Here is a 24,999-nt window from a genome sequence, read left to right as displayed (position 1 = left end):
ACTTGGTCAATCCTTCTAGAGTTAGTTACCTCACGCCTCCAGCATCAACCCACTCAACCGCCTCACCCGCCGATTCACCGCCTCCTCGAACACCCCCACCCGTGGCTCCACCAGAGTGAACCACTGCCGGGCGCGGGTGATGCCGGTGTACACCAGTTCCTTGGTCAGCACCGGGTTGAGCACGTCGGGCAGGATCAGCGCCGTGTGTTCGAATTCCGAGCCTTGCGACTTGTGCACGGTCATCGCATAGACGGTTTCCGCATCGCTCAGGCGGCTGGGCAGGACCAGGCGCACGCCGCCCTGACCGTCGTTGCGCGGAAAGGCCACGCGCAAGGTGAGGTGCTGGCTGTGTTCGGACTCGGGCAGGCGCAGGGCCACGCCGATGTCGCCGTTCATCAGGCCCAGGCCGTAGTCGTTGCGGGTGATCAGCACCGGGCGGCCTTCGTACCATTGGTGCTCACCCTCGATCAGCCCGGCGCCTTGCAGGGCGCGGGTGGCGCGCTGGTTGACGGCCTCCACGCCCCAGGGGCCCTTGCGCACAGCGCAGAGCAGGCGGAAGCGGTCGAAGGCCGTCAGGACCTGGCTGGCCCAGGCTAGCCAGGCAGGATCGGCCAGGGGCGTGTCCGCTGTGGGGCGCTGGCGTTGCAGCACATCGAAATAGTGTCGATAACCGCCGGCGCTGCTGCGCCCCTGGCCGCTGCCGGTGATCAGCAGGCGGTCGAGGGCGTGGTCCTGCTCGCCGCGCAGACGGCAGCTGACCACGTCGGCAAGGCCTGTATCGTTCAACACGCGGCGGGCATCGGCAGCGCGCTGCTCGTTCACCGCGCGGGCCAGTTCGCCGATGCCGCTGCCCTCGGCGAAGCGCCGCGAATGGCGCAGCATCACCAGTTGCTGGGCCAGGGCGTGCCTTTGCGAATCGCCCTCGCGCAAGCCGAGGGCTTCGAGTCGATGGCCGGCGACCGCTTCCAGCCAGGCCCGGGTGGCCGGGCTGTAGAAGCCGGCTTCGGCATCGCGGCACAGGTCGCCCAGCACCGCGCCGGCTTCCACCGAGGCCAGTTGGTCCTTGTCGCCGAGCAGCACCAGACGCGCCCGTGACGGCAACGCCTCGAGCAGGTTGGCCATCATTTCCAGGTCGATCATCGAGGCTTCGTCGACCACCAGCACGTCCAGCGGCAACGGATTACCACGGTGATGGCGAAAATGCCGGGTGCCGGGGCGGCTGCCCAGCAGACGGTGCACGGTGGTCACTTCGGTGGGGATGCGCGCCTTGATCGCCGGCGCCACGTCGAGGCTCTGCACCTGGGCGCCGATGGATTCGGTGAGCCGTGCGGCCGCCTTGCCGGTCGGCGCGGCGAGGCGGATGCGCAAGGGCCGGTCGGCTTCAACCCGCGGGCCTTGCAGCAGCGCCAGCAGGCGCACCACCGTGGTGGTCTTGCCGGTACCGGGACCGCCGGTGATGATGCTCAGGGCCGCGCGGGTGGCCAGGGCGCAGGCCAGCTTCTGCCAGTCGATGCTTTGGGTGGCAGACGCTGGAAACAGACCGGCGAGCCTGGCGGACAGATCGTCCGGCACGTCGAAGGTCAAAGCCAAGCGGGTACGCAAGCTGCTTTCCACGGCCCGCTCGTACGTCCAGTAGCGGCGCAGGTACAGACGCTCGCCGCTGAGTACCAGCGGTCGGTCGCTTGGGCCGTGCCGGTCTGGCGCCACCAACGGCGAGCGGCCCAAGGCCTGGAGCCAGTCATTCAGGTCCAGGCCGGCCATGACGCTGGACGGCAGGACTTCCACCGTTTGGCGGTCCTCGCCCTCGGGCGGCAACGACAGCGCGAAGTCGGGTTCGGCCAGGGTCTGGGCCAGGTCGAGACAGACATGACCGTGGCCGAGCTGATGGCTGGTCAAGGCAATGGCAAGCAGCACCAGCGGCTGCTCGCCAGCCGCCTGCTCGTCGAGGAAACGCACCAGGGCCAAGTCCAGCGCGCGTAGCCAACCACGGCCCACCCAGCGCTCCAGCAAGCCGAACAGGCCTGCATTGGACACCAGCGACGGTGCGGTTTCGGCCGCAGGGGAAATGAACAGGTCGCTCATGGGCGATTCTCCGCGAAAAGATCGACCTGGGCCGCAGTGGCCAGGGTGTGCAACTTGCCCTGGAACAGCAGGTCGAGCTGTTCGATCAAGGCTTTTGGCGGCCGACTGAAATACACCCCCCGGCTTCGCGCGCCGAGCCCGCGCAGGAAGATGAACGCCGCGCCGCCCATATGGCGGTCGTAGTCGTAGTCGGCAAGGCGCGCCTTGAGCTGGCGGTGCAGGGCCAGCAGGTAGAGCACGTATTGCAGGTCGTAGCGGTGCTCGAGGATGGACACCTCCATGGCCGCCATGGAATAGCTGGCGTTGTCCGCACCCAACCAGTTGGACTTGTAGTCCGCCACGTAATAGCGGCCCTCATGCTCGAAGCACAGGTCGATGAAGCCCTTGAACAACCCATTGAGCCGACCGCCCTCGGCTGCCGCGCGCGGCGCGCCCTGGTGGGTGTACTGGCGCACCAGCGTGTCGAGGCGCACCACATCGACTTCGCGGCTGGCGAACCAGAACTCCATTTCGTAGCGGTAATCGACCAGGTCGCACAGGCGCACTTCGGCACCCCCGCCCAGCGGCAGCGCAGTGCCGAGCATAGCGTTCAGCCAGTGCTCCAGGGTTGGTATCCAGCCTTCCCACCCGCGAGTGGCGCAGCGCCGTGCCACGGCATCGTGCAGCGCCTCGGGCTGGGCGGACAATTGCCCGAATCCCTCGCGCGCAGCCCACTCCAGCAGGCCGTGAAGGAAGGTGCCGGGATGCGGGCCGCGGGGGAACTGATGGATCGAGCCTTGGCCAGGTGCAAGTTCGCTGGCGTTGCCGAGTGGCTCGTCGTCGAGCAGGTTCTGCGCGCGCAGGCTGTCGGGCGCCAGTTCGCCGCTGATGCTGTCGGCGATGCGCAGGGCACTGTAGGACGCGATCCACCAGTATTCGGCGGCGCGTCGATCGGGCTCGCGCGCCGGTTGCAGGCGTTGCTCGCTGCGCACCGGGGTGTAGACCTGATCGCTGATCTCGGGCAGCGGCTGCACCTGCACCGCCGGATTGCTGCCGCGCACCTCGGTCAGCCAGGCGCTCAGGTCCGTGGAGGCCGGCAGTGGCTCGCCACCGCCCAATAGGTAACCCAGCGCCGAACGGTGCAGCACCGAGCGGCTCTCGCGGCCGCGTTTCAGGTCAGCCACACCCAGCCAGCAGGCGTACTGGGCGCGGGTCAGGGCCACGTACAGCAGGCGCAGGTCTTCACCCAGGCGCTCGTCGTCGGCGGCGGCGATGACGGCTTCGTCCGGCGTCATGGTCATGCGCAGCTCACCGTGTTCGTCGTGCCAACCGACCGGCAGGCGGCTGCCGTCGACCGGCCGGGTATTGCAGACGAAGGGCAGGAACACCAGCGGATATTCCAGGCCCTTGGACTTGTGGATGGTCACCACTTTGACCAACTGCTCGTCGCTTTCCAGGCGCACCACCTGCTCTTCGCCGCCATCGACCTGGCTGGTCAGGCGTTCGCCCAGGTAGCGGATCAGGGCCTGTTCGCCGTCCAGTTCGGCCGAGGCCTGTTGCAACAGTTCGGTCAGGTGCAGCAGGTTGGTCAGCACCCGCTCGCCATCGGCGCGGGCGGTCAGGCGCACCGGCAGCTCGAAGTCGTGCAGCAGCCGGCGCAGCATGCTCAGCACCCCTTGGGTGCGCCACAGCGTGCGGTAGTCACGGAACTGCATGACCCGCGCTTCCCAGGCCAGTTCGTCGCGGTTCAGCGCTTCCAACTCGGCCAGGGGGCGCGCCAGGGTGACGCTGGCCAGGGCGGCACGCAGCAGGCGGTCGGCGTCCGGCTCGGCGCAGGCGCGCAGCCAGGCCAGTACGTCCAGGGCTTCCTGGCTGCGGAACACGGACTCCTTGTCGGACAGGTACACACTGCGCACGCCACGGGCGCGCAATTGGCTGCGGATGGCCTGGGCCTCGCCGCCGTCGCGCACCAGAATGGCGATGTCGGCCGGGGCCAATGGGCGCTGTGCGCCGTTGCCGTCGACGAACCCACACTCGCCAGTCTTGGCCAGCTCCAACAGGCGCACGATCTCGCTGGCGCAGGCCGGTGCCAACTGGTCGCGGTAGGTGCCTTTGGCCACCGGTTTTTCGCTGGGCAGGGCCCAGAAGGTCAGCGCTGCCTGCGCCTGGGCCTGCACGATCAGGGTGTCTTTGCGCCCCTGGGCGGCCACCGACAGGAACGGCACCGGATTGTCCTCGCCCTTGCGGAACAGGAAAGCGCCACGTCCCCCGGGGCGCGCCTCGGCCTGCTCGAACACGCGGTTGACCGCCGCGACCATGGCCTCGGTGGAACGGAAGTTGGTGCCCAGGCTGTGCAAACGGCCCGCACTGGCACGCCGCGCGCGCAGATAAGTGTGGATGTCGGCGCCGCGAAACGCGTAGATGGCCTGCTTGGGGTCGCCAATCAGAAAGATGCCCAGGTCCTGGCGATTCTGTTCGATCTGGTAGATGCGCTCGAAGATGCGGTATTGCACAGGGTCGGTGTCTTGGAACTCGTCGATCAGGGCCACCGGGAACTGCTCGCGGATGATCTGCGCCAGCGCCTCGCCGGCATCGCCGCGCAGGGCTGCGTCCAGGCGCAGGAGCATGTCGTCGAAGCCCATCTCGGCGCGGCGACGCTTCTCACCCTCGAAACGTGTGGAGATCCAGGCGGCGGCGTGGTCGAGCGCATCGGCGCCAGGGTCAGGCAACTGTTGCAGGCGTTCGCGCAGGGTGAGCATGGCCTCCAGCGCGGCGTGGCTGGGTGGCGTGCCTTTCCAGGCATCGGCCAGACCTTGGGGGGTGAGCCGTTCGAAGCCTTTGCCGAGGTCCAACTGATGGCTGGCCGGGTCGGCATGCCATTGGCTCAGCGCATCCAGCCAGGGCTCGACGTAGCGCACTTGCAGCTTGCGTGCGTCGACAGTCTTGTCGGCGATGCCCTGCATCAGCAGTGCGCGCAGCTCCTCGACCCACGCGCCCCAAGGCTGCTTGATGCTGGCCAAGGCTTCCTGCCGTCGGCGCAGACCACCCTCGATGTGTTGCGCGGGATGGGCGTCGTCTTCCAGCGGGCCGGCGCTACCGAACAGGCCTTTGGCACGCGCCAGCAGGTGGGCGGGCGACTGCCAGTGTTCGCGCACCCAGGCCAGGGTCTCGCCCAGCATGCCGTAGCAGAATTGCCGCCAGTAATCGCGGGTGACTTCGTTGAGCAGCTCGCTGTGGTCGGTTTCCAGGCTTTGCGTGAACAGGCTGCCACTGTCCAGGGCGTGCTCGCGCAGCATGCGTTGGCACCAACCGTGGATGGTCGAAACCGCGGCTTCGTCCATCCATTGCGCAGCGGCGTCCAGCTTGCTGGCATGGAGCGGCCAAGTGTCGCTGGGGTAGTCGTCGCGCAACTCGGCAACCAGTGCGTCGGGCGCGGCGATCTCGTCACGGAAGAACTGCGCCGCCTGGGCCAGGCGCGCACGGATGCGGTCGCGCAGCTCTTTGGTGGCGGCGTCGGTGAAGGTCACCACGAGGATTTGCGGGGGCAGCAGTTCACGGCCGAAGCCGCTGTCGTCCAGGCCATGACCCAGAATCAGGCGCAGGTAGAGGGCCGAAATGGTGAAGGTCTTGCCGGTGCCGGCGCTGGCTTCGATCAGCTGGCTGCCGCGCAAGGGGAAGGTCAAGGCGAGGGGGCGGCTGGCGGCTTCGCTCATCGCTTGGTCTCCTGGGCTTGCAGGTCTGCCCATGGGGCCTCGAACAATGGTTGGTAGAGCGCCTGCACCCAGCCTTCGAACGACTCGTCGGCCGTCAGCGCAGCGAAATCCGGATACTGCCGGGCCAGGGCCATGTCGCGGGTGCGCTCGCCGGCATCGCCCTGGCTGAATTCGGAGCCTTCGTATGTGACCTGGGCAGCCTTCAACCCGGCCTCCCGGCCCTTGCCGGCAAGGAATGCGAACGCCGTGCGCGGCGCTATTGGCAACGGCTCGGCCATGCCTTGCCGCCAGGCCAGGAGCAGGTCGCTCAGTGTGGTACGGGCTGCGTCTGCGCTCAGCGGCGACAGTAATAAGGTGGTGTCGGTGGCGACCACCGCAGTGTGCAACGGCAAATGTTGTGCACACGCCATCAGGTGATGGACCCAACTGTCGATCAGGCGCGGCCATTTGCGTCCACTGCGCGTGTTGATCGCGTTGGCCAGCAAGGTGACGCGCAGCAGGCCGCCGTCTTTCGCTTCGTGCAGGTTCGCGAGCCAGCCTTCGACTTCCAGGCCGTGGGCCGTGAAGTACAGGGGCAAAGCGCTTTCCACTGGAGTGGGCCAACGCACCCGCAGCGCTTGGAAACGGCCGATGAGGTCTGGCAGCGGCGCGATCAGTTCGGCTTGCAACGATTCGCCAAAGCCGGCCATGGGTAAACGACCGGTGGCTTGGAGCCTGCTGGCCTGGTTGCGTAGACGGGTATCGAGCTCGCCGTCATCGTCCTTGAGCGCGGCTTCCAACAGGTCGGTACTCAGGGTGTAGTGCTGCAGCCCATCGAGCGTGAAGGGCTCGGCTTCTTCAAGGGCGCTCTGCACCTGTTCGAAATGCACTTTCAGGCGTTGCGTATAGAAGTGCTTGACCGGGCTGCGCAGGAAGTTGGTCAGCACCTCGATCGCCAGTGGCCCATCCGGTTCGAACGATTGCAGACGGTCGAACGGCAGTTGTGCTGCGCAGGGCTCATGCACGGCCTGCCATTCACGGGCATAACTGAACAGGCTCGGCGTGCCTGCTTGGAAGTAGCGAATGCTGAAGGGCTGCAAGGGGTGCTCCAGCGTCAGCGCATGAAGCAGTGCCTGACCCTCGTCCGATGGGTCGGTATCGGGTGTGTCGACGAGCAAGCGCCAACCGGCAGCCAGATGGTCGCGCAACTGCCCGACCAGCACCGAGGGCGGACGCTCGGTATTATCGCGGATGCTGCGTCCTACCCAACTGATGTACAGGTGGTTGCGCGCCGACAGTACGGCTTCGAGCATCAGGTAACGGTCGTCCTCGCGTCGGGAGCGGTCGCCTGGGCGGTAATCGGCAGCCATCAAGTCGAAATCCAGCGGCGGTTGCGCACGGGGGTAATCGCCGTCGTTCATGCCTAGCAGGCACACCATTTCGAAGGGAATGGCACGCATCGGCATGAGCGTGCAGAAATTCACCGAGCCGGCGAGGAAACGTTGATTCAAGCCGCCTTGGTCGAGCCCAGCGAGCCAGGCTTCGCGTACCACCGTCAATGGCAGCGGCTCTTCGAGTTCGACCGAGGCGCAGGTTTGCAGCCATTGATCGCGCAGCTCGTCGAGCTGGATCAGCAGGTATTCGGTGTGCTCGTCTTCGGGTTTGAAGAAGTCGTTGACCAGGCCTTGCAAACGCTGGCCCCAGGCAGCCGGGGCAGCAGGTTCGAGCAGGGCTTGGTACCAATGGTCGAGGCGGTCGATCAGGGCGAACAACGGGCCGACCAAGGCGGCGTCCAGCCCCCCTACTTCATCGTAAGGCTCAACACCTGCGAAGCCCTCGCCGCTGCCGACGGCATAGCCGAGCAGCATGCGGCGCAGGCCAAAGCGCCAACTGTTCTGCTCCATGCTGGCAGGCAGCCCCAATGCCGTGCGCTGCCGCGCATCCAGCCCCCAGCGCACGCCAGCGCCCTCGATCCAACGGTGCAGAATGGCCAGGGATTGTTCGGGAATGTCGAACCGTGCGCGGACGGCGGGGACGTCCAGCAGGTCGAGGATTTCGCCGACGGCGAAACGGCTGTCGGGCAATTGCAGCAGGTGCTCCAAGGCGATGAGCAGCGGATCGCGGCCGCGCTGGAGCTGATCGTTGAGGGTGAAGGGGATGAAGCGCTTATCCTCGCGCGGCACTTGGCCGAACACTGCGCGAATATGCGGAGCGTAGCCGTTGATGTCCGGCACCATGACGATGATGTCGCGGGGGTTGAGCGCAGGGTTGCGGGAAAAATGTGCGAGCAATTGGTCGTGCAGCACTTCCACTTCGCGTTGGGCGCTGTGGGCGACGTGGAAACGAATCGAGTCGTCAGTGGCAGAATCGACGGGTTGCCAGACCTCGCGGGTCTCGGCGAGCGGGCGTAGTTCGAGGATGTCGTCCTGTAACTGGTTGAGCAGCGTTTGCGCCGGCTCGTCGCTGTACAGGTCGATCTTGCCGTCGCTGAACGCGCCGCGGTAGCTGTCCGGCTGGTCGAATTCATCAAGCAGTGCGATGTAGTCGCGGCCTTGTTTGCCCCAGGCGGCGAGCAGCGGTTGCGCGTGCTGGTGCAGGCTGGTGGCATCGAGCTGCAGCGGTATGCCCGGCTTGCGGTGCTGCCGGCGATACTCGCGGCGCAGCAGGTCTTTGTCGGCGACGATATCGGCCCAGTGGTGGCGACAAGGATTGTGTACGCACAACAGTACCTGGGTGAATCGAGACAGCCCGGCCAGCGCATGCAGCACTTGGGCGGGCAGCGACGAGATGCCGAATACGATCACCCGGCTAGGTAGCCCGGCCGGGGCGGTCTGGGCGGCTTCGATGGTATGCATGTAGCGTTGATGCACGCCGGCGCGGCTCTGCGCCATACCCTCGGTGCCGACATCCTGTAACAAGGCTTGCCACAGCGCAGCTTGCCATTGGTTACCTTCGGCAAGCGGACGAAGCTCGTCGCGGCCGTTGCGCAGCTGGTAACGGCCTTCGGCCCAGTCTTCCAACCAATCGGCACGGTAGACCTGGTACTGGTCGAATAAGTCGGCCAGACGCTGGGACAATTGGTAGCGCTTGCGCATGTCACGGTCGTCTTTGAGAAAACGTGCGAGGGGTGCGAAGAGCGGTTGTTCGATGAGGACGGGCAATAGCCGCATCAGGCGCCAGGTCAGCGGGCCTTTGTCGAGTACCGATGTCTCCGGGATTTCCGAGCGGCCGAGCACCGATCGGTATAGACGCCAGAGGAAGCTACCGGGTAGCTGTACGTCGATCGCTGCGGCCACACCGCAACCGCCGTCGTCATCATCTGCGGCCAGAGCCATTTTCAGCCACTGGGCAATGCCGTTGCTTTGCACCAGGACCACCTCGTTCTCCAGCGGCCGCAGTGGATAGAGGCGCATCCATTCCACCACCAGGTTACGCAGGTCGTCCGAACGGTTGCCGTGGATGACCATGAAGCCGGGGGTGATGGACTCGGACTGCGACATAGGGCTACCTGGGGTTTTCGAGAGGAAACGATGCCATCTGACCGGGGATGCCGCAACTTGAGAGCGAGGTGCGATTGTCAGCTGATTTTACGACGCGCAGAAAAGACAAAACCCCTACCTGCATGCGCAGATAGGGGTTTTGCGAAATGAATCTTGACGATGACCTACTCTCACATGGGGAAACCCCACACTACCATCGGCGATGCATCGTTTCACTGCTGAGTTCGGGATGGGATCAGGTGGTTCCAATGCTCTATGGTCGTCAAGAAATTCGGTTGCCGGTTCGTCGTTGCCGACGGGCCAGCCAATTCGGATATGTGATGATCTGTGTGCGAATCTTCGTCGATGCGTCTTCCACCCAACCTGCGCTTGGCAGATTGCTTGGGTGTTATATGGTCAAGCCTCACGGGCAATTAGTATTGGTTAGCTCAACGCCTCACAGCGCTTACACACCCAACCTATCAACGTCGTAGTCTTCGACGGCCCTTTAGGGGATTCAAGATCCCAGTGAGATCTCATCTTGAGGCAAGTTTCCCGCTTAGATGCTTTCAGCGGTTATCTCTTCCGAACATAGCTACCCGGCAATGCCACTGGCGTGACAACCGGAACACCAGAGGTTCGTCCACTCCGGTCCTCTCGTACTAGGAGCAGCCCCTCTCAAATCTCAAACGTCCACGGCAGATAGGGACCGAACTGTCTCACGACGTTCTAAACCCAGCTCGCGTACCACTTTAAATGGCGAACAGCCATACCCTTGGGACCGGCTTCAGCCCCAGGATGTGATGAGCCGACATCGAGGTGCCAAACACCGCCGTCGATATGAACTCTTGGGCGGTATCAGCCTGTTATCCCCGGAGTACCTTTTATCCGTTGAGCGATGGCCCTTCCATACAGAACCACCGGATCACTAAGACCTACTTTCGTACCTGCTCGACGTGTGGGTCTCGCAGTCAAGCGCGCTTTTGCCTTTATACTCTACGACCGATTTCCGACCGGTCTGAGCGCACCTTCGTACTCCTCCGTTACTCTTTGGGAGGAGACCGCCCCAGTCAAACTACCCACCATACACTGTCCTCGATCCGGATGACGGACCTGAGTTAGAACCTCAAAGTTGCCAGGGTGGTATTTCAAGGATGGCTCCATGAGGACTGGCGTCCCCACTTCAAAGCCTCCCACCTATCCTACACAAGCAAATTCAAAGTCCAGTGCAAAGCTATAGTAAAGGTTCACGGGGTCTTTCCGTCTAGCCGCGGATACACTGCATCTTCACAGCGATTTCAATTTCACTGAGTCTCGGGTGGAGACAGCGCCGCCATCGTTACGCCATTCGTGCAGGTCGGAACTTACCCGACAAGGAATTTCGCTACCTTAGGACCGTTATAGTTACGGCCGCCGTTTACCGGGGCTTCGATCAAGAGCTTCGCTTGCGCTAACCCCATCAATTAACCTTCCGGCACCGGGCAGGCGTCACACCCTATACGTCCACTTTCGTGTTTGCAGAGTGCTGTGTTTTTAATAAACAGTCGCAGCGGCCTGGTATCTTCGACCGGCATGAGCTTACGGAGCAAGTCCTTCACCCTCACCGGCGCACCTTCTCCCGAAGTTACGGTGCCATTTTGCCTAGTTCCTTCACCCGAGTTCTCTCAAGCGCCTTGGTATTCTCTACCCAACCACCTGTGTCGGTTTGGGGTACGGTTCCCGATTGTCTGAAGCTTAGGAGCTTTTCTTGGAAGCATGGCATCAACCACTTCGTCGCCTAAAGGCAACTCGTCATCAGCTCTCGGCCTTAAGATCCCGGATTTGCCTAAGATCTCAGCCTACCACCTTAAACTTGGACAACCAACGCCAAGCTGGCCTAGCCTTCTCCGTCCCTCCATCGCAACAATCGCAAGTACAGGAATATTAACCTGTTTTCCATCGACTACGCTTTTCAGCCTCGCCTTAGGGACCGACTAACCCTGCGTCGATTAACGTTGCGCAGGAAACCTTGGTCTTTCGGCGTGCGAGTTTTTCACTCGCATTGTCGTTACTCATGTCAGCATTCGCACTTCTGATACCTCCAGCAAGCTTCTCAACTCACCTTCACAGGCTTACAGAACGCTCCTCTACCGCATCACCAAGAGGTGATACCCGTAGCTTCGGTACCTGGTTTGAGCCCCGTTACATCTTCCGCGCAGGCCGACTCGACTAGTGAGCTATTACGCTTTCTTTAAAGGGTGGCTGCTTCTAAGCCAACCTCCTAGCTGTCTAAGCCTTCCCACATCGTTTCCCACTTAACCAGGATTTTGGGACCTTAGCTGACGGTCTGGGTTGTTTCCCTTTTCACGACGGACGTTAGCACCCGCCGTGTGTCTCCCATGCTCGGCACTTGTAGGTATTCGGAGTTTGCATCGGTTTGGTAAGTCGGGATGACCCCCTAGCCGAAACAGTGCTCTACCCCCTACAGTGATACATGAGGCGCTACCTAAATAGCTTTCGAGGAGAACCAGCTATCTCCGAGCTTGATTAGCCTTTCACTCCGATCCACAGGTCATCCGCTAACTTTTCAACGGTAGTCGGTTCGGTCCTCCAGTCAGTGTTACCTAACCTTCAACCTGCCCATGGATAGATCGCCCGGTTTCGGGTCTATACCCAGCGACTAAACGCCCTATTAAGACTCGCTTTCGCTACGCCTCCCCTATTCGGTTAAGCTCGCCACTGAATATAAGTCGCTGACCCATTATACAAAAGGTACGCAGTCACCTAACAAAGTAGGCTCCCACTGCTTGTACGCATACGGTTTCAGGATCTATTTCACTCCCCTCTCCGGGGTTCTTTTCGCCTTTCCCTCACGGTACTGGTTCACTATCGGTCAGTCAGTAGTATTTAGCCTTGGAGGATGGTCCCCCCATATTCAGACAAAGTTTCTCGTGCTCCGTCCTACTCGATTTCATTGACAAGAGATTTTCGTGTACGGGGCTATCACCCACTATGGCCGCACTTTCCAGAGCGTTCCACTAATCTCAAACCAACTTAAGGGCTGGTCCCCGTTCGCTCGCCACTACTAAGGGAATCTCGGTTGATTTCTTTTCCTCAGGGTACTTAGATGTTTCAGTTCCCCTGGTTCGCCTCTTGCACCTATGTATTCAGTACAAGATAACCAGCTTGTGCTGGCTGGGTTCCCCCATTCAGAGATCTCTGGATCACAGTCTGTTTGCCGACTCCCCAAAGCTTTTCGCAGGCTACCACGTCTTTCATCGCCTCTGACTGCCAAGGCATCCACCGTATGCGCTTCTTCACTTGACCATATAACCCCAAGCAATCTGGTTATACTGTGAAGACGACATTCGCCGAAAATTCGCAATTTGCGCTTACGCGCAGAACTCACAAATTTTACCTTAGCCTGATCACCACCAGTGAAAGTGGCCATCAGTCTATTTCTATCACATATCCGAATTTTTAAAGAACGATCTGACAAAAGTCAGAAATCAACATTCAGCGCACTCAAACCGTGAGTGGAATGTTCATTTCTAAGTTCTGAACAGGCAAACGATGCTAAAAGGTGGTGGAGCCAAGCGGGATCGAACCGCTGACCTCCTGCGTGCAAGGCAGGCGCTCTCCCAGCTGAGCTATGGCCCCGTGTGTCGTAGCGTCTAGCCGCACCATGAAATGGTAGGTCTGGGCAGATTTGAACTGCCGACCTCACCCTTATCAGGGGTGCGCTCTAACCAACTGAGCTACAGACCTATAACAGGGTCGCGTTACAGCATCGTCTTCGTACAATGAATCAAGCAATTCGTGTGGGAGCTCATCAGCAGGCTGATGTCGTCGATTAAGGAGGTGATCCAGCCGCAGGTTCCCCTACGGCTACCTTGTTACGACTTCACCCCAGTCATGAATCACACCGTGGTAACCGTCCTCCCGAAGGTTAGACTAGCTACTTCTGGTGCAACCCACTCCCATGGTGTGACGGGCGGTGTGTACAAGGCCCGGGAACGTATTCACCGTGACATTCTGATTCACGATTACTAGCGATTCCGACTTCACGCAGTCGAGTTGCAGACTGCGATCCGGACTACGATCGGTTTTGTGAGATTAGCTCCACCTCGCGGCTTGGCAACCCTCTGTACCGACCATTGTAGCACGTGTGTAGCCCAGGCCGTAAGGGCCATGATGACTTGACGTCATCCCCACCTTCCTCCGGTTTGTCACCGGCAGTCTCCTTAGAGTGCCCACCATGATGTGCTGGTAACTAAGGACAAGGGTTGCGCTCGTTACGGGACTTAACCCAACATCTCACGACACGAGCTGACGACAGCCATGCAGCACCTGTGTCAGAGTTCCCGAAGGCACCAATCCATCTCTGGAAAGTTCTCTGCATGTCAAGGCCTGGTAAGGTTCTTCGCGTTGCTTCGAATTAAACCACATGCTCCACCGCTTGTGCGGGCCCCCGTCAATTCATTTGAGTTTTAACCTTGCGGCCGTACTCCCCAGGCGGTCAACTTAATGCGTTAGCTGCGCCACTAAAATCTCAAGGATTCCAACGGCTAGTTGACATCGTTTACGGCGTGGACTACCAGGGTATCTAATCCTGTTTGCTCCCCACGCTTTCGCACCTCAGTGTCAGTATCAGTCCAGGTGGTCGCCTTCGCCACTGGTGTTCCTTCCTATATCTACGCATTTCACCGCTACACAGGAAATTCCACCACCCTCTACCATACTCTAGCTTGCCAGTTTTGGATGCAGTTCCCAGGTTGAGCCCGGGGATTTCACATCCAACTTAACAAACCACCTACGCGCGCTTTACGCCCAGTAATTCCGATTAACGCTTGCACCCTCTGTATTACCGCGGCTGCTGGCACAGAGTTAGCCGGTGCTTATTCTGTCGGTAACGTCAAAACAACCAGGTATTCGCTAGCTGCCCTTCCTCCCAACTTAAAGTGCTTTACAATCCGAAGACCTTCTTCACACACGCGGCATGGCTGGATCAGGCTTTCGCCCATTGTCCAATATTCCCCACTGCTGCCTCCCGTAGGAGTCTGGACCGTGTCTCAGTTCCAGTGTGACTGATCATCCTCTCAGACCAGTTACGGATCGTCGCCTTGGTGAGCCATTACCTCACCAACAAGCTAATCCGACCTAGGCTCATCTGATAGCGCAAGGCCCGAAGGTCCCCTGCTTTCTCCCGTAGGACGTATGCGGTATTAGCGTTCCTTTCGAAACGTTGTCCCCCACTACCAGGCAGATTCCTAGGCATTACTCACCCGTCCGCCGCTGAATCGAAGAGCAAGCTCTTCTCATCCGCTCGACTTGCATGTGTTAGGCCTGCCGCCAGCGTTCAATCTGAGCCATGATCAAACTCTTCAGTTCAATACTGCTTGGGTTTTTAAGAAACCCTAAACTTGGCTCAGCAATCTCAAATGACTATGTGATTTCTCGCATGGTCACTTGTGATGCTGATAATCTTGGTGACTATCAGTCCGTACTCACAAGCACCCACACGAATTGCTTGATTCAAATTGTTAAAGAGCGGTTGGTTGAGTCTTTCGTCTCAACCGAGGCGCGCATTCTACGCTGTCCTCAGTGTCTGTCAAGTGTTTATTTTGAAGTGTTTTGCGAGAATCTCGTTCAACTTCAACCACTTGGCTCGCTGCGATCTCTCGTAGCGGGAGGCGAATCATACAGCGTTACAACCTGCTGTCAACTGCCTTTTTCACCGCTGCCGATCAGAAGATCGAAGCGCTTCCAGCCTTCAGAAAACGTTCAACTCATTGAATCTCAAGGAGTTTTCCGTTCCGTTTGCCCCGGAAGTGGTGCGCAGTATAAAGAGATGTGAGGGAGCGTCAAGGGCTTATTTCAAAATAGTTCAAAAAGAATAGGGAAACCCGAACAGGGCCTCCCTTTTCCTTATCAAAGACTTGGGAACGCGAACTGCGATGCCTCATGGCTCTTGCGCTGTGGCCAGCGCTGGGTGATGGCCTTGCGACGGGTATAGAAACGCACACCGTCCGGCCCATAGGCATGCAGATCGCCGAACAGCGAGCGCTTCCAACCGCCGAAGCTGTGATAGGCCACCGGCACCGGCAAGGGCACGTTGACGCCCACCATGCCCACTTCGATCTCATCGCAGAACAGCCGCGCTGCTTCGCCGTCACGGGTGAAGATGCAAGTGCCATTGCCGTATTCGTGGTCGTTGATCAGTTGCATGGCCTGCTCCAGGCTCTGCACACGCACCACGCACAGTACCGGCCCGAAGATCTCTTCTTTATAGATGCGCATGTCCGCAGTCACTCTGTCGAACAAAGTGCCGCCCAGGAAGTAGCCATCCTCATGGCCTGGAACGCGCAGGCCACGGCCATCGACCACCAACTGCGCCCCGGCGCTCACACCTTCTTCTATATAGCCGACGACTTTGTCACGTGCGGCGGCGGTCACCAGCGGCCCCATGTCCAATCCGCAGGACGTGCCGGCACCGATCTTCAATGCCTTGATCTGCGGCTCCAGTTTGCCGATCAGGGCATCCGCCACCTGATCGCCCACACAGACGGCCACCGAGATCGCCATGCAGCGCTCGCCACACGAACCATAGGCCGCGCCCATCAAGGCACTCACTGCGTTGTCGAGATCGGCATCGGGCATCAGCACCGCATGGTTCTTCGCCCCGCCCAGGGCTTGCACGCGCTTGCCGCGCTTGGTGCCCTCGGCATAGATGTATTCGGCGATCGGTGTGGAGCCGACGAAACTCAGCGCCTTGACCTGTGGCGCCTCGATCAGCGCATCGACCGCTTCCTTGTCGCCATGCACGACGTTGAGGATGCCCTTGGGCAGGCCGGCCTCGAGCAGCAGCTGGGCGATATACAGCGTCGAGCTCGGATCGCGTTCGGACGGCTTGAGGATGAAGGCATTGCCACAGACGATGGCCAGCGGGTACATCCACAGCGGCACCATGGCCGGGAAGTTGAACGGTGTGATGCCGGCGACCACGCCCAGCGGCTGGAAGTCGGACCAGGCATCGATGTTCGGCCCTACGTTACGGCTGTACTCCCCCTTGAGGATTTCTGGCGCGGCGCAGGCGAACTCGACGTTCTCGATGCCGCGTTTGAGTTCACCGGCGGCGTCCTCGAGGGTCTTGCCGTGTTCCTGGCTGATCAATTGGGCGATATGCCCCTCGTGCTGCTCCAGCAATTGCTTGAAGCGGAACATGACCTGCGCGCGCTTGGCCGGCGGGGTATTGCGCCAGGCGGGATAGGCGGCAGCGGCCGAGTCGATGGCCTGTTGCACAGTAGCTTGGCTGGCCAGCTCGACTTTGCCAGTAGCCTGCCCGGTGGCTGGGTTGAAGACATCGGCGGTACGTCCGCCATTGGACACCAATTGGCCGTCGATCAGGTGCTGAACGATGCTCATGCAAAACTCCGTAAACAATTGGGAAGGGACCGGCGCGGGATGCCGCGCCCGTCGTCTAAGCGATGGCGGTCAATCGATGCGGTTCAGGTGCTCGCCCACCGCATCGAACAAGCGATCCAGTTCGTGGGGCTGGGTGTTGAAGGTCGGGCCGAACTGCAGAGTGTCGCCGCCGAAGCGCACATAGAAACCGGCCTGCCACAGTTTCATGGCCACTTCGTAGGGCCGCACGATGGCATCGCCGTCGCGCGCGGCGATCTGGATGGCGCCGGCCAGGCCATAGTTGCGAATGTCGACCACGTTCTTCGCGCCCTTCAAGCCGTGCAGCAGGGTTTCGAAATGTGGCGCCAGCTCGGCGGAGGCCTGCACCAGGTTCTCCTTCTGCAACAGGTCGAGCGCCGCGATGCCCGCCGCACAGGCGACTGGATGCGCCGAATAGGTGTAACCATGTGGGAATTCCACCGCGTACTCGGGCGTCGGCTGGTTCATGAAGGTCTGGTAGATCTCGCTGCTGGCCACTACCGCACCCATGGGGATGGCGCCATTGGTGACCTGCTTGGCGATGCACATCAGATCCGGGGTGACGCCAAACGCTTCGGCGCCGGTCATGGCGCCCATGCGACCGAAGCCAGTGATCACTTCGTCGAAGATCAGCAAGATGTTGTGCTGGGTGCAAATCTCGCGCAGGCGCTTGAGGTAGCCAACCGGTGGCGGCAATACACCCGCCGAGCCGGCCAGTGGCTCGACGATCACGGCGGCGATGTTTGAAGCGTCGTGCAGCTCGATCAGCTTGAGCATTTCCTCGGCCAGCGCAACGCCACCTTGCTCGGGCAGGCCCTTGCTGAACACGTTGCCTGGCAGCACGGTGTGCGGCAGATGGTCGACGTCGAGCAGTTGCCCGAACATTTTGCGGTTACCGTTGACGCCACCCAGGCTGGTGCCCGCGATGTTGACCCCGTGATAGCCACGCGCACGACCAATGATCTTGGTCTTGCTGGCCTGCCCTTTCAGACGCCAGTAAGCGCGAACCATCTTCAGCGCAGTGTCGGCGCACTCGGAGCCAGAGTTGGTGAAGAACACGTGATTGAGGTCGCCCGGGGTGAGCTGGGTGATCTTTTCTGCCAACTGGAACGCCAGCGGATGACCGAACTGGAAGGCTGGCGCGTAATCGAGGGTCGCCAACTGCCTGCTGACCGCGTCGGCAATTTCCTTGCGAGTGTGGCCGGCGCCGCAGGTCCAGAGCCCGGACAGGGCGTCGAAAATTCTTCGGCCTTTGTCGTCCACCAGATGATTGCCATCGGCCGCCACGATCAACCGCGGGTCGCGGTGGAAGTTGCGGTTGGCCGTATAGGGCATCCAGTGGGCGTCCAGCTTGAGTTGGCTGGCGATACCCACGGGCGCGTTTTCAGGCATGTTCATCGGCGGTTCCTCGAAAGACGATCAGACAACGATGGTTACGTTTGCCGATAAACTGGCACGGCGATAAAGTCTGGAAAACCCAGCATTTCTAACCTTCAGTCAGTGGCGCACTAAACTAATGAGCCGACGTCCCGAGGCACTCGCCCAGGTCAGTGATTTCGACATTCGCTTGTTGAAGATTTTCCGCAGCGTGGTGGAATGTGGAGGATTCTCGGCCGCCGAAACCGTCCTGGGGATCGGCCGTTCGGCCATCAGCCAGCAGATGAAGGACCTGGAACAACGGCTGGGCCTACGCCTGTGCCAACGCGGGCGCGCCGGGTTCTCACTGACCGAGGAAGGCCGCGAGGTGTACCAGTCGGCCTTGCAGCTGCTCGGTGCCCTGGAGTCGTTCCGCACCGAGGTCAATGGCCTGCACCAGCACCTGCGCGGCGAGCTGAACATCGGCCTGACCGACAACCTGGTGACCCTGCCGCACATGCGCATCACCCACGCGTTGGCCGAATTGAAGGACCGGGGGCCGGAGGTGCGCATCCAGATCCGCATGATCGCCCCGAGCCAGGTCGAGCAGGGTGTGCTCGACGGCAGCCTGCATGTGGGCGTCGTACCGCAGACCAGCCCGCTGGCAGGGCTCGAGTACCAACCCTTGTACAGCGAGCGCTCGCTGCTCTATTGCGCGGTGGGCCACCCGCTGTTCTTCGCCGACGATGCGCACATCGACGATGAGCGCCTCAACATGCAGGACGCCATCGCGCCCACCTTCCGTCTGCCGGCCCAGGCGCAGGCCTGTTACCAGGAGCTGCACTGCACGGCCAGCGCGTCGGACCGCGAAGGCATGGCGTTCCTGATTCTGACCGGGCGCTACATCGGTTACCTGCCCGATCACTACGCCAGTTTCTGGGTCCAGCAGGGTCGCTTGCGCGCGCTGAAGCCGACGCAACGCTTCCACGATCTGAGCCTGAGCTGGGTGACGCGCAAGGATCGGCGCCCGAATCTGGTGCTACAGCGCTTTTTGGATAGCCTGGCGACGACACGCTAAGGTTTGTCTGATGCGCTTAGGCAGGTAATCTGTCGGACAATCCGCACCACCTAGAACTGACGGAATCGTCCATGACCCTCGAAGTCCCCGCGCACCGCCACGCCACCTCGGGCAAGCCCGCCGGCCGCATTCGCCAGAAAAACGAGCGCGCCATCATCCAGGCTGCCGAGGACGAGTTCGCCCGCCACGGGTTCAAGGGCACCAGCATGAACACCATCGCCTTGAAGGCCGACCTGCCCAAGGCCAACCTGCACTATTACTTCACCAACAAGCTGGGCCTGTACATCGCGGTGCTGAGCAACATCATCGAGCTGTGGGACAGTACCTTCAACGCCCTGAGCGTGGAAGACGATCCGGGCGAAGCGCTGAGCCGCTACATCCGCACCAAAATGGAGTTCTCCCGGCGCAATCCGCAGGCCTCGCGCATCTTCGCCATGGAAGTGATCAGCGGCGGGCAGTGCTTGAGCGAATACTTCTCGGCCGACTACCGCGTATGGTTCCGTGGCCGTGCGGCGGTGTTCGAGGCGTGGATCGCCGCAGGCAAGATGGACCCGGTCGATCCGGTGCACCTGATCTTCCTGCTCTGGGGCAGCACCCAGCACTATGCCGATTTCGCCACGCAGATCTGCCAGGTCACCGGCCGTAGCCGATTGACCAAGCAGGACATCGAAGAGGCCAGCAACAATCTTATCCACATCATTCTCAAAGGCTGCGGCGTGAAATCGCCCGTTTGATTCGGACCTATGCCCTCTACCCTGCTCGAGCCTTGCGAATTTCGTGAAGAGATTCGCAAGAGCCGCTTCATCACCCTGGCCGCGCCCATCGCCACACCTGGCGAGGCCGCGCAGTTCATCGCCCAGCACAGCGACCTGGCCGCGACGCACAATTGCTGGGCCTGGAAGATCGGTGGCCAGTACCGCAGCAGCGACGATGGCGAGCCGGGCGGTACGGCGGGCCGGCCGATCCTGGCGGCCATCGAGGCGCAGGATTGCGATCAGGTCGTGGTGCTGGTGATCCGCTGGTATGGCGGCATCCAGCTGGGCACCGGTGGGCTGGCCCGAGCCTACGGCGGCGGCGCGAACAAATGCCTGCAACAGGCCGCCAAGCGTTTACTGGTCCAGCGCAGCCACTTCAGGTGCAGTTGCGGTTTCAGCGAACTGGCGCTGGTCAAACTGCGTTTGGCCGAGATCGATGGGCTGCTGGTGGATGAGCAGTTCACCGCCGAAGGCGTCGATCTGGAGTTGGCGTTCGCCGAGGCCCATCTCGACACTTTGCAGACGCAACTGGCCGATTTGAGCCGCGGGCGAATAGGCTTGCGACGGGTATGACTGAGTTGCGCACAACTACTGTGTGCCTGCCTGTGAATAACCTTGGGGCATAGGGCTGCGAGCCAGCCACCTCAAGGCCTCCCGCCGAATGATCAATATTTGATCAATGACTACATACGCGCAGTGAATACACCGTTTCCGCACAGGTTACACACAGGCTGCGCCTGATAAGGAAAACTTATCCCGCAGTGGTGAAATCTTTCCGCGCTTGCACACAGTTGCAGTGGAGGAGCTTGTGGATAACCCGTGCGTGATCGTCGCTAAGCCTCGCCAAGCCTGGCCTACAGAACATTGTTCAATATTTGCACAGCTCCGCGTGAGGCCGCACCGACGTGCAAGCGCCAAGGGTTGCGGTATGCTCCGGCATTCTTCAACTGTTCGAGGAACGTCACATGTCCACCACACCCTCTGCTCTGATCATCGGTGCTTCCCGTGGCCTGGGGCTCGGTTTGACCGAGCGCCTGCGCGAAGCGGGTTGGAACGTCACGGCCACCGTGCGCGATCCGAGCAAGGCCCAGGCGTTGCAGGCGGTGCCTGGCGTGCAGGTCGAAACGTTGGAGATGAACGACAACGATCAGCTCGATGCCCTGGTGCAGCGCCTGCAAGGCCAGGTCTTCGACCTGGTGTTCGTCAACGCCGGCGTGATGGGCCCGCAGCCGCAATCGCCGCAGAGCGTGACCTTGGACGATGTCGGCCAACTGTTCATGACCAATGCCGTCGCCCCGATCCGGGTGGCCAGCCGCTTGGTCGACCAGATCGATCGGGATGGGGGCGTACTGGCCTTCATGAGTTCGGGCCTGGGCAGCGTGACCAGCCCAGACGGCGGTGAAATCTGCTTGTACAAGGCCAGCAAGGCCGCGCTCAACTCGATGATCAACAGCTTCGTGGTGCAATTGCAGCGCCCAGATCTGACCGTACTGGCCATGCACCCGGGTTGGGTGCAGACCGCCATGGGCGGCGACAACGCTCCGCTCGACGTGCAGACCAGCACGCGGGGTCTGGTCGAGCAGATCGCTGCACAGCGCGGTCAACCGGGCCTGCGCTTCATCGACTTCCAGGGCGAAACCCTCACCTGGTGAATTGAACGCTGCGGCGCGAGGCCCTATAGTCGGTGCCTCGCCCCACGGCGGACCTGGATCAGCAGACAGGGCAACACTGAGCTGGCTTACCTGAACCCACTTTCAGAGGAGCCGGCGCCATGCCTGCGAACCGTACCTGGTTGAAAACCCCGCTTGCCATCTTCACCGCCAATGACCACGACGCCCGTGGCGGCCTGGTGATCGAGGGCGGCCGGATCAGCGAACTCGTGCCCTTGGGCCAACGGCCCGTGCAAGCCTGCGAGCAGGTCTTCGATGCCCGCGAGCATATAGTCCTGCCTGGCCTGATCAACACCCACCACCACTTCTACCAGACCCTCACCCGCGCCTGGGCGCCGGTGGTCAACCAGCCACTGTTTCCCTGGCTCAAGACCCTGTACCCGGTCTGGGCACGCCTGACTCCGAAATCCTTGGCCCTGGCCAGTGAAGTGGCTTTGGCCGAACTACTGCTGTCGGGCTGCACCACGGCGGCCGACCACCACTACCTGTTCCCGCAAGGCCTGGAAAACGCCATCGATGTGCAGATCGAAGCCGTACACAAGCTGGGCATGCGCGCCATGCTCACCCGCGGCTCGATGAGCCTGGGCGAAGCCGACGGCGGTCTGCCGCCGCAGCAGACCGTGCAGCAGGGCGAGGTGATTCTGCAAGATAGCCGCCGCCTGATCCGCAGCTACCACCAGCGAGGCGCCGGCGCGACGATTCAGATCGCACTGGCACCTTGCTCGCCGTTTTCGGTGACGCCCGAAATCATGCGCGCCAGCGCCGAGATGGCCGACGAACTGGACGTGCGCCTGCACACGCACCTGGCCGAAACCCTCGACGAAGAAGCCTTCTGTCTGCAACGCTTCGGCCTGCGCACCGTCGACTACCTCGACAGCGTCGGCTGGCTCGGGCCGCGCACCTGGCTCGCCCACGGCATTCATTTCGAGGCCGACGAGATTGCCCGCCTGGGTGCGGCCGGTACTGGAATCTGCCACTGCCCAAGCTCGAACATGCGCCTGGCCTCGGGCATCTGCCCGACGCTGGCACTGGAAGCGGCCGGCGCCCCCATCGGCCTGGGTGTGGACGGCTCGGCCTCCAACGACGCCTCCAACCTGATCCTGGAAACGCGCCAGGCGCTGTATCTGCAACGCCTGCGTTATGGCGCCGAAGCGATCACCCCGCAGCGAGTCCTGGGCTGGGCGACCCGTGGCTCGGCGCGCCTGCTCGGGCGCGACGACATCGGCAGCCTGGCGGTGGGCAAGCAGGCCGACCTGGCGTTGTTCCGTCTCGACGAACTGCGTTTCTCGGGCAGCCACGATCCGCTGTCGGCCCTGCTGCTGTGCGGCGCCGACCGCGCCGACCGGGTCATGGTCGGCGGGCACTGGCGCGTGGTCGACGGCCAGGTGCAGGGGCTGGACCTGCAAGGCCTGATCGCCGATCACCGCCAGGCTGCGCAGCGCCTGGTCGGTTGATCGGCCCGCCCGGCTCGCGCACTCGATCGTCGCCCTGCGCCGAAAGGACGCGGGCCGGGCCCGAAGAAAAAATTCCAGTAGAATGTCCACAACCGTTCCTGATCGAGACCCACCCCATGTATGACTGGCTCAATGCCTTGCCCAAGGCCGAATTGCACATGCACCTCGAAGGCTCCCTGGAGCCCGAGTTGCTGTTCGCCTTGGCAGAACGCAACAAGATCGCCCTGCCCTGGAACGACGTCGAAGCGCTGCGCAGCGCTTACGCCTTCAACAACCTGCAGGAATTTCTCGACCTCTATTACCAAGGCGCCGGGGTTTTGCAGACCGAGCAGGACTTCTACGACCTGACCTGGGCCTACCTGCTGCGCTGCAAGGCGCAGAACGTGATCCACACCGAACCGTTCTTCGACCCGCAAACCCACACCGACCGCGGCATTCCGTTCGAAGTGGTGCTCAACGGCATCCGCCACGCCCTGCGTGACGGCCAACAGCAACTGGGCGTGAGCAGCGGGCTGATCCTGAGCTTCCTGCGCCACCTGAGCGAAGAAGAAGCGCAGAAAACCCTCGACCAGGCCCTGCCCTTCCGCGACGCGTTCGTCGCCGTCGGCCTGGACAGCTCCGAGCAAGGCCACCCGCCGAGCAAATTCCAACGCGTGTTCGAGCGCGCCCGTGGCGAAGGCCTGGTGGCGGTGGCGCACGCTGGCGAAGAAGGCCCGCCCGAGTACATCTGGGAAGCCCTCGACCTGTTGCAGATCAAGCGCATCGACCATGGTGTGCGCGCCATCGAAGACGAACGCCTGATGCAACGCATCATCGATGAGCAGATTCCGCTGACCGTCTGTCCGCTGTCCAACACCAAGCTGTGCGTGTTCGACCACATGAGCCAGCACAACATCCTCGACATGCTCGATCGCGGCGTGAAGGTGACGGTCAACTCCGACGACCCTGCCTACTTCGGTGGCTATGTGACGGAAAACTTCCATGCCTTGCATCAACACCTCGGCATGACCGAAGACCAGGCCAAGCGCTTGGCGCAGAACAGCCTGGACGCGCGCCTGGTCTGAGCCGGGCTCAGCCCACTTGCAGATTATCGACCCGGGCAATGCGGCTGATTTGCTGAATGCCCAGGGGCGTGGTCTGCAAAGCCCGCCCGCCCTCCTGTTCGCGCACCCAGCCCGACTGCACGAACAATTTGAACAAGGCTCGCCCCAGCACGCCGCCCAGGTGCGGGCCCTGGTCACTCCATTCGCTGCAATGGCACACCACCCCTCCCCGGCTGTGCTGGGGCGCCAGGGCATCGATGAAGACGCCGATGCTTTCCAGTTCCACCCTACCCAAGGGTGTCACCAACAGCTGTTCGCCATGGCGCTCCAGCCAACCCGCGTCCATAAGGCGCTGGTATAGCTCGGCCGCGATTTCACCTCCCAAATGGTCGGTGCACAGCCGCGCCCGGCGCATGGCCAGCGGAATCTGCAAAGGAAAGGTGCCGCGGCGCGACTGCTCGGGGTCGACCACCAGGTTCGCCAATGCCTCGACCGCAGCACCGACCTCCGGCGTGGCCAAGCGGAAGTAGCGTTTGCGCCCGCGCGACTCCGGCCGCAGCAGACCGGCTGTGGACAACAGCGAGAGGTGCGCGCAAGCCGACGAGCAGGTCAGCCCGGTCATCATCGCCAGCTCGGCGGTGGGCCGCGGCGTGCCGTCGATCAAGGCCCAGAGCATGGCGCTGCGCTTGGGATCGGCCATCAGGCTGGCAATACGGCTGATGCTGCTCACTGCTTTCATATCTGCGCTGCTCCCTTACGAGATAGTGATTCGCCGATCAGGGCCTGCACGACGCCTGATACACGCTGGCTGAGGGGAATTGAGAGGGTTTTCGAACGTCCCTGGCCACCTGCCGCACTTCGGCACCTGGGAAGGGCCAGGGCGACCGCCCGGGTAGCCTGTCGGGGCCGAGTATAAGCCGGCAGCCGTCGGCGTCTGCGGCCGGGTAGGCACAGCACAGCGGCGGAAATGCAGAGGGTGACATCACCCA

Annotated in this window: 12 protein-coding genes, 2 tRNA genes and 3 rRNA genes; 6 read left to right on the top strand and 11 right to left on the bottom strand. The window is 61.8% G+C overall.

Annotated elements, in window-relative coordinates:
• Positions 1-30 precede the first annotated feature (30 nt).
• The 10 genes from recD to aptA form a co-directional block, all read right to left on the bottom strand.
• A complete protein-coding gene (gene recD, locus ACSMEV_RS06570) occupies positions 31-2,082 on the bottom strand; it encodes an exodeoxyribonuclease V subunit alpha (protein ID WP_459207716.1) in 2,052 nt (683 codons plus the stop codon).
• Positions 2,079-5,774 carry an exodeoxyribonuclease V subunit beta gene (gene recB / locus ACSMEV_RS06565; protein WP_459207715.1) on the bottom strand — a complete coding sequence of 1,232 codons (3,696 nt, stop codon included), beginning with the start codon at positions 5,772-5,774 and terminating at the stop codon, positions 2,079-2,081. Before recB ends, recD begins: the two co-directional genes overlap by 4 nt.
• On the bottom strand, positions 5,771-9,253 hold the full coding sequence (gene recC / locus ACSMEV_RS06560; protein WP_459207714.1) for an exodeoxyribonuclease V subunit gamma: 3,483 nt from the start codon (positions 9,251-9,253) through the stop codon (positions 5,771-5,773). The genes recB and recC overlap by 4 nt, the downstream gene beginning before the upstream one ends.
• A 151-nt stretch (positions 9,254-9,404) precedes the next feature.
• Positions 9,405-9,520, bottom strand: a 5S ribosomal RNA gene (rrf, locus tag ACSMEV_RS06555).
• 125 nt (positions 9,521-9,645) lie between these two features.
• Positions 9,646-12,538, bottom strand: a 23S ribosomal RNA gene (locus tag ACSMEV_RS06550).
• Positions 12,539-12,795: 257 nt separating this feature from the next.
• Positions 12,796-12,871 (bottom strand) — tRNA-Ala (locus ACSMEV_RS06545).
• 31 nt (positions 12,872-12,902) lie between these two features.
• Positions 12,903-12,979: transfer RNA gene (locus ACSMEV_RS06540), tRNA-Ile, on the bottom strand.
• A gap of 86 nt (positions 12,980-13,065) precedes the next feature.
• A 16S ribosomal RNA gene (locus ACSMEV_RS06535) occupies positions 13,066-14,602 on the bottom strand.
• Together the 16S, 23S and 5S rRNA genes with 2 tRNA genes alongside form the textbook arrangement of a ribosomal RNA operon.
• 540 nt (positions 14,603-15,142) lie before the next feature.
• Positions 15,143-16,636 carry a CoA-acylating methylmalonate-semialdehyde dehydrogenase gene (locus ACSMEV_RS06530; RefSeq protein ID WP_459207713.1) on the bottom strand — a complete coding sequence of 498 codons (1,494 nt, stop codon included), beginning with the start codon at positions 16,634-16,636 and terminating at the stop codon, positions 15,143-15,145.
• 69 nt (positions 16,637-16,705) lie between these two features.
• Positions 16,706-18,052, bottom strand: a complete 1,347-nt coding sequence (gene aptA / locus ACSMEV_RS06525) for an omega-aminotransferase AptA (RefSeq protein ID WP_313740959.1) — start codon at positions 18,050-18,052, stop codon at positions 16,706-16,708.
• Positions 18,053-18,170: 118 nt separating this feature from the next.
• On the opposite strand from aptA, the gene ACSMEV_RS06520 reads away from it, so the two are divergent.
• The 6 genes from ACSMEV_RS06520 (at position 18,171) to ACSMEV_RS06495 (ending at position 24,031) form a co-directional block, all read left to right on the top strand.
• Positions 18,171-19,088: a LysR family transcriptional regulator gene (locus ACSMEV_RS06520; protein WP_459207712.1), complete on the top strand. Its 918-nt coding sequence runs from the start codon at positions 18,171-18,173 to the stop codon at positions 19,086-19,088.
• 71 nt (positions 19,089-19,159) lie between these two features.
• Positions 19,160-19,822 (top strand): TetR/AcrR family transcriptional regulator, encoded by a 663-nt coding sequence (locus ACSMEV_RS06515; RefSeq protein ID WP_459207711.1) that lies wholly within the window; start codon positions 19,160-19,162, stop codon positions 19,820-19,822.
• A 9-nt stretch (positions 19,823-19,831) separates the two neighbouring features.
• Positions 19,832-20,416 (top strand): IMPACT family protein, encoded by a 585-nt coding sequence (locus tag ACSMEV_RS06510; RefSeq protein ID WP_459207710.1) that lies wholly within the window; start codon positions 19,832-19,834, stop codon positions 20,414-20,416.
• A 392-nt stretch (positions 20,417-20,808) separates the two neighbouring features.
• On the top strand, positions 20,809-21,495 hold the full coding sequence (locus ACSMEV_RS06505) for an SDR family oxidoreductase (protein ID WP_459207709.1): 687 nt from the start codon (positions 20,809-20,811) through the stop codon (positions 21,493-21,495).
• Positions 21,496-21,614: 119 nt separating this feature from the next.
• Positions 21,615-22,967 (top strand): 8-oxoguanine deaminase, encoded by a 1,353-nt coding sequence (locus ACSMEV_RS06500; RefSeq protein WP_459207708.1) that lies wholly within the window; start codon positions 21,615-21,617, stop codon positions 22,965-22,967.
• A 116-nt stretch (positions 22,968-23,083) separates the two neighbouring features.
• A complete protein-coding gene (locus ACSMEV_RS06495; RefSeq protein WP_459207707.1) occupies positions 23,084-24,031 on the top strand; it encodes an adenosine deaminase in 948 nt (315 codons plus the stop codon).
• A 7-nt stretch (positions 24,032-24,038) separates the two neighbouring features.
• Here ACSMEV_RS06495 and ACSMEV_RS06490 read toward each other — a convergent pair whose 3' ends face one another.
• Entirely contained in the window at positions 24,039-24,749 is a 711-nt protein-coding gene (locus ACSMEV_RS06490; protein WP_459207706.1) for an ArsR/SmtB family transcription factor, read from the bottom strand.
• Positions 24,750-24,999 lie beyond the last annotated feature (250 nt).

The sequence above is a fragment of the Pseudomonas sp. MLB6B genome (assembly GCF_054508135.1).
The sequence above is the reverse complement of the archived record's forward strand: the minus strand, read 5'-3'. Positions and strand labels throughout refer to the sequence as shown.

What these genes read in the sequence shown, in the direction of transcription:
- recD (WP_459207716.1), bottom strand. Translation starts at nt 2,082, where the DNA reads ATGAGCGACCTGTTCATTTCCCCTGCGGCCGAAACCGCACCGTCGCTG.
- recB (WP_459207715.1), bottom strand. Translation starts at nt 5,774, where the DNA reads ATGAGCGAAGCCGCCAGCCGCCCCCTCGCCTTGACCTTCCCCTTGCGC.
- recC (WP_459207714.1), bottom strand. Translation starts at nt 9,253, where the DNA reads ATGTCGCAGTCCGAGTCCATCACCCCCGGCTTCATGGTCATCCACGGC.
- ACSMEV_RS06530 (WP_459207713.1), bottom strand. Translation starts at nt 16,636, where the DNA reads ATGAGCATCGTTCAGCACCTGATCGACGGCCAATTGGTGTCCAATGGC.
- aptA (WP_313740959.1), bottom strand. Translation starts at nt 18,052, where the DNA reads ATGAACATGCCTGAAAACGCGCCCGTGGGTATCGCCAGCCAACTCAAG.
- ACSMEV_RS06520 (WP_459207712.1), top strand. Translation starts at nt 18,171, where the DNA reads ATGAGCCGACGTCCCGAGGCACTCGCCCAGGTCAGTGATTTCGACATT.
- ACSMEV_RS06515 (WP_459207711.1), top strand. Translation starts at nt 19,160, where the DNA reads ATGACCCTCGAAGTCCCCGCGCACCGCCACGCCACCTCGGGCAAGCCC.
- ACSMEV_RS06510 (WP_459207710.1), top strand. Translation starts at nt 19,832, where the DNA reads ATGCCCTCTACCCTGCTCGAGCCTTGCGAATTTCGTGAAGAGATTCGC.
- ACSMEV_RS06505 (WP_459207709.1), top strand. Translation starts at nt 20,809, where the DNA reads ATGTCCACCACACCCTCTGCTCTGATCATCGGTGCTTCCCGTGGCCTG.
- ACSMEV_RS06500 (WP_459207708.1), top strand. Translation starts at nt 21,615, where the DNA reads ATGCCTGCGAACCGTACCTGGTTGAAAACCCCGCTTGCCATCTTCACC.
- ACSMEV_RS06495 (WP_459207707.1), top strand. Translation starts at nt 23,084, where the DNA reads ATGTATGACTGGCTCAATGCCTTGCCCAAGGCCGAATTGCACATGCAC.
- ACSMEV_RS06490 (WP_459207706.1), bottom strand. Translation starts at nt 24,749, where the DNA reads ATGAAAGCAGTGAGCAGCATCAGCCGTATTGCCAGCCTGATGGCCGAT.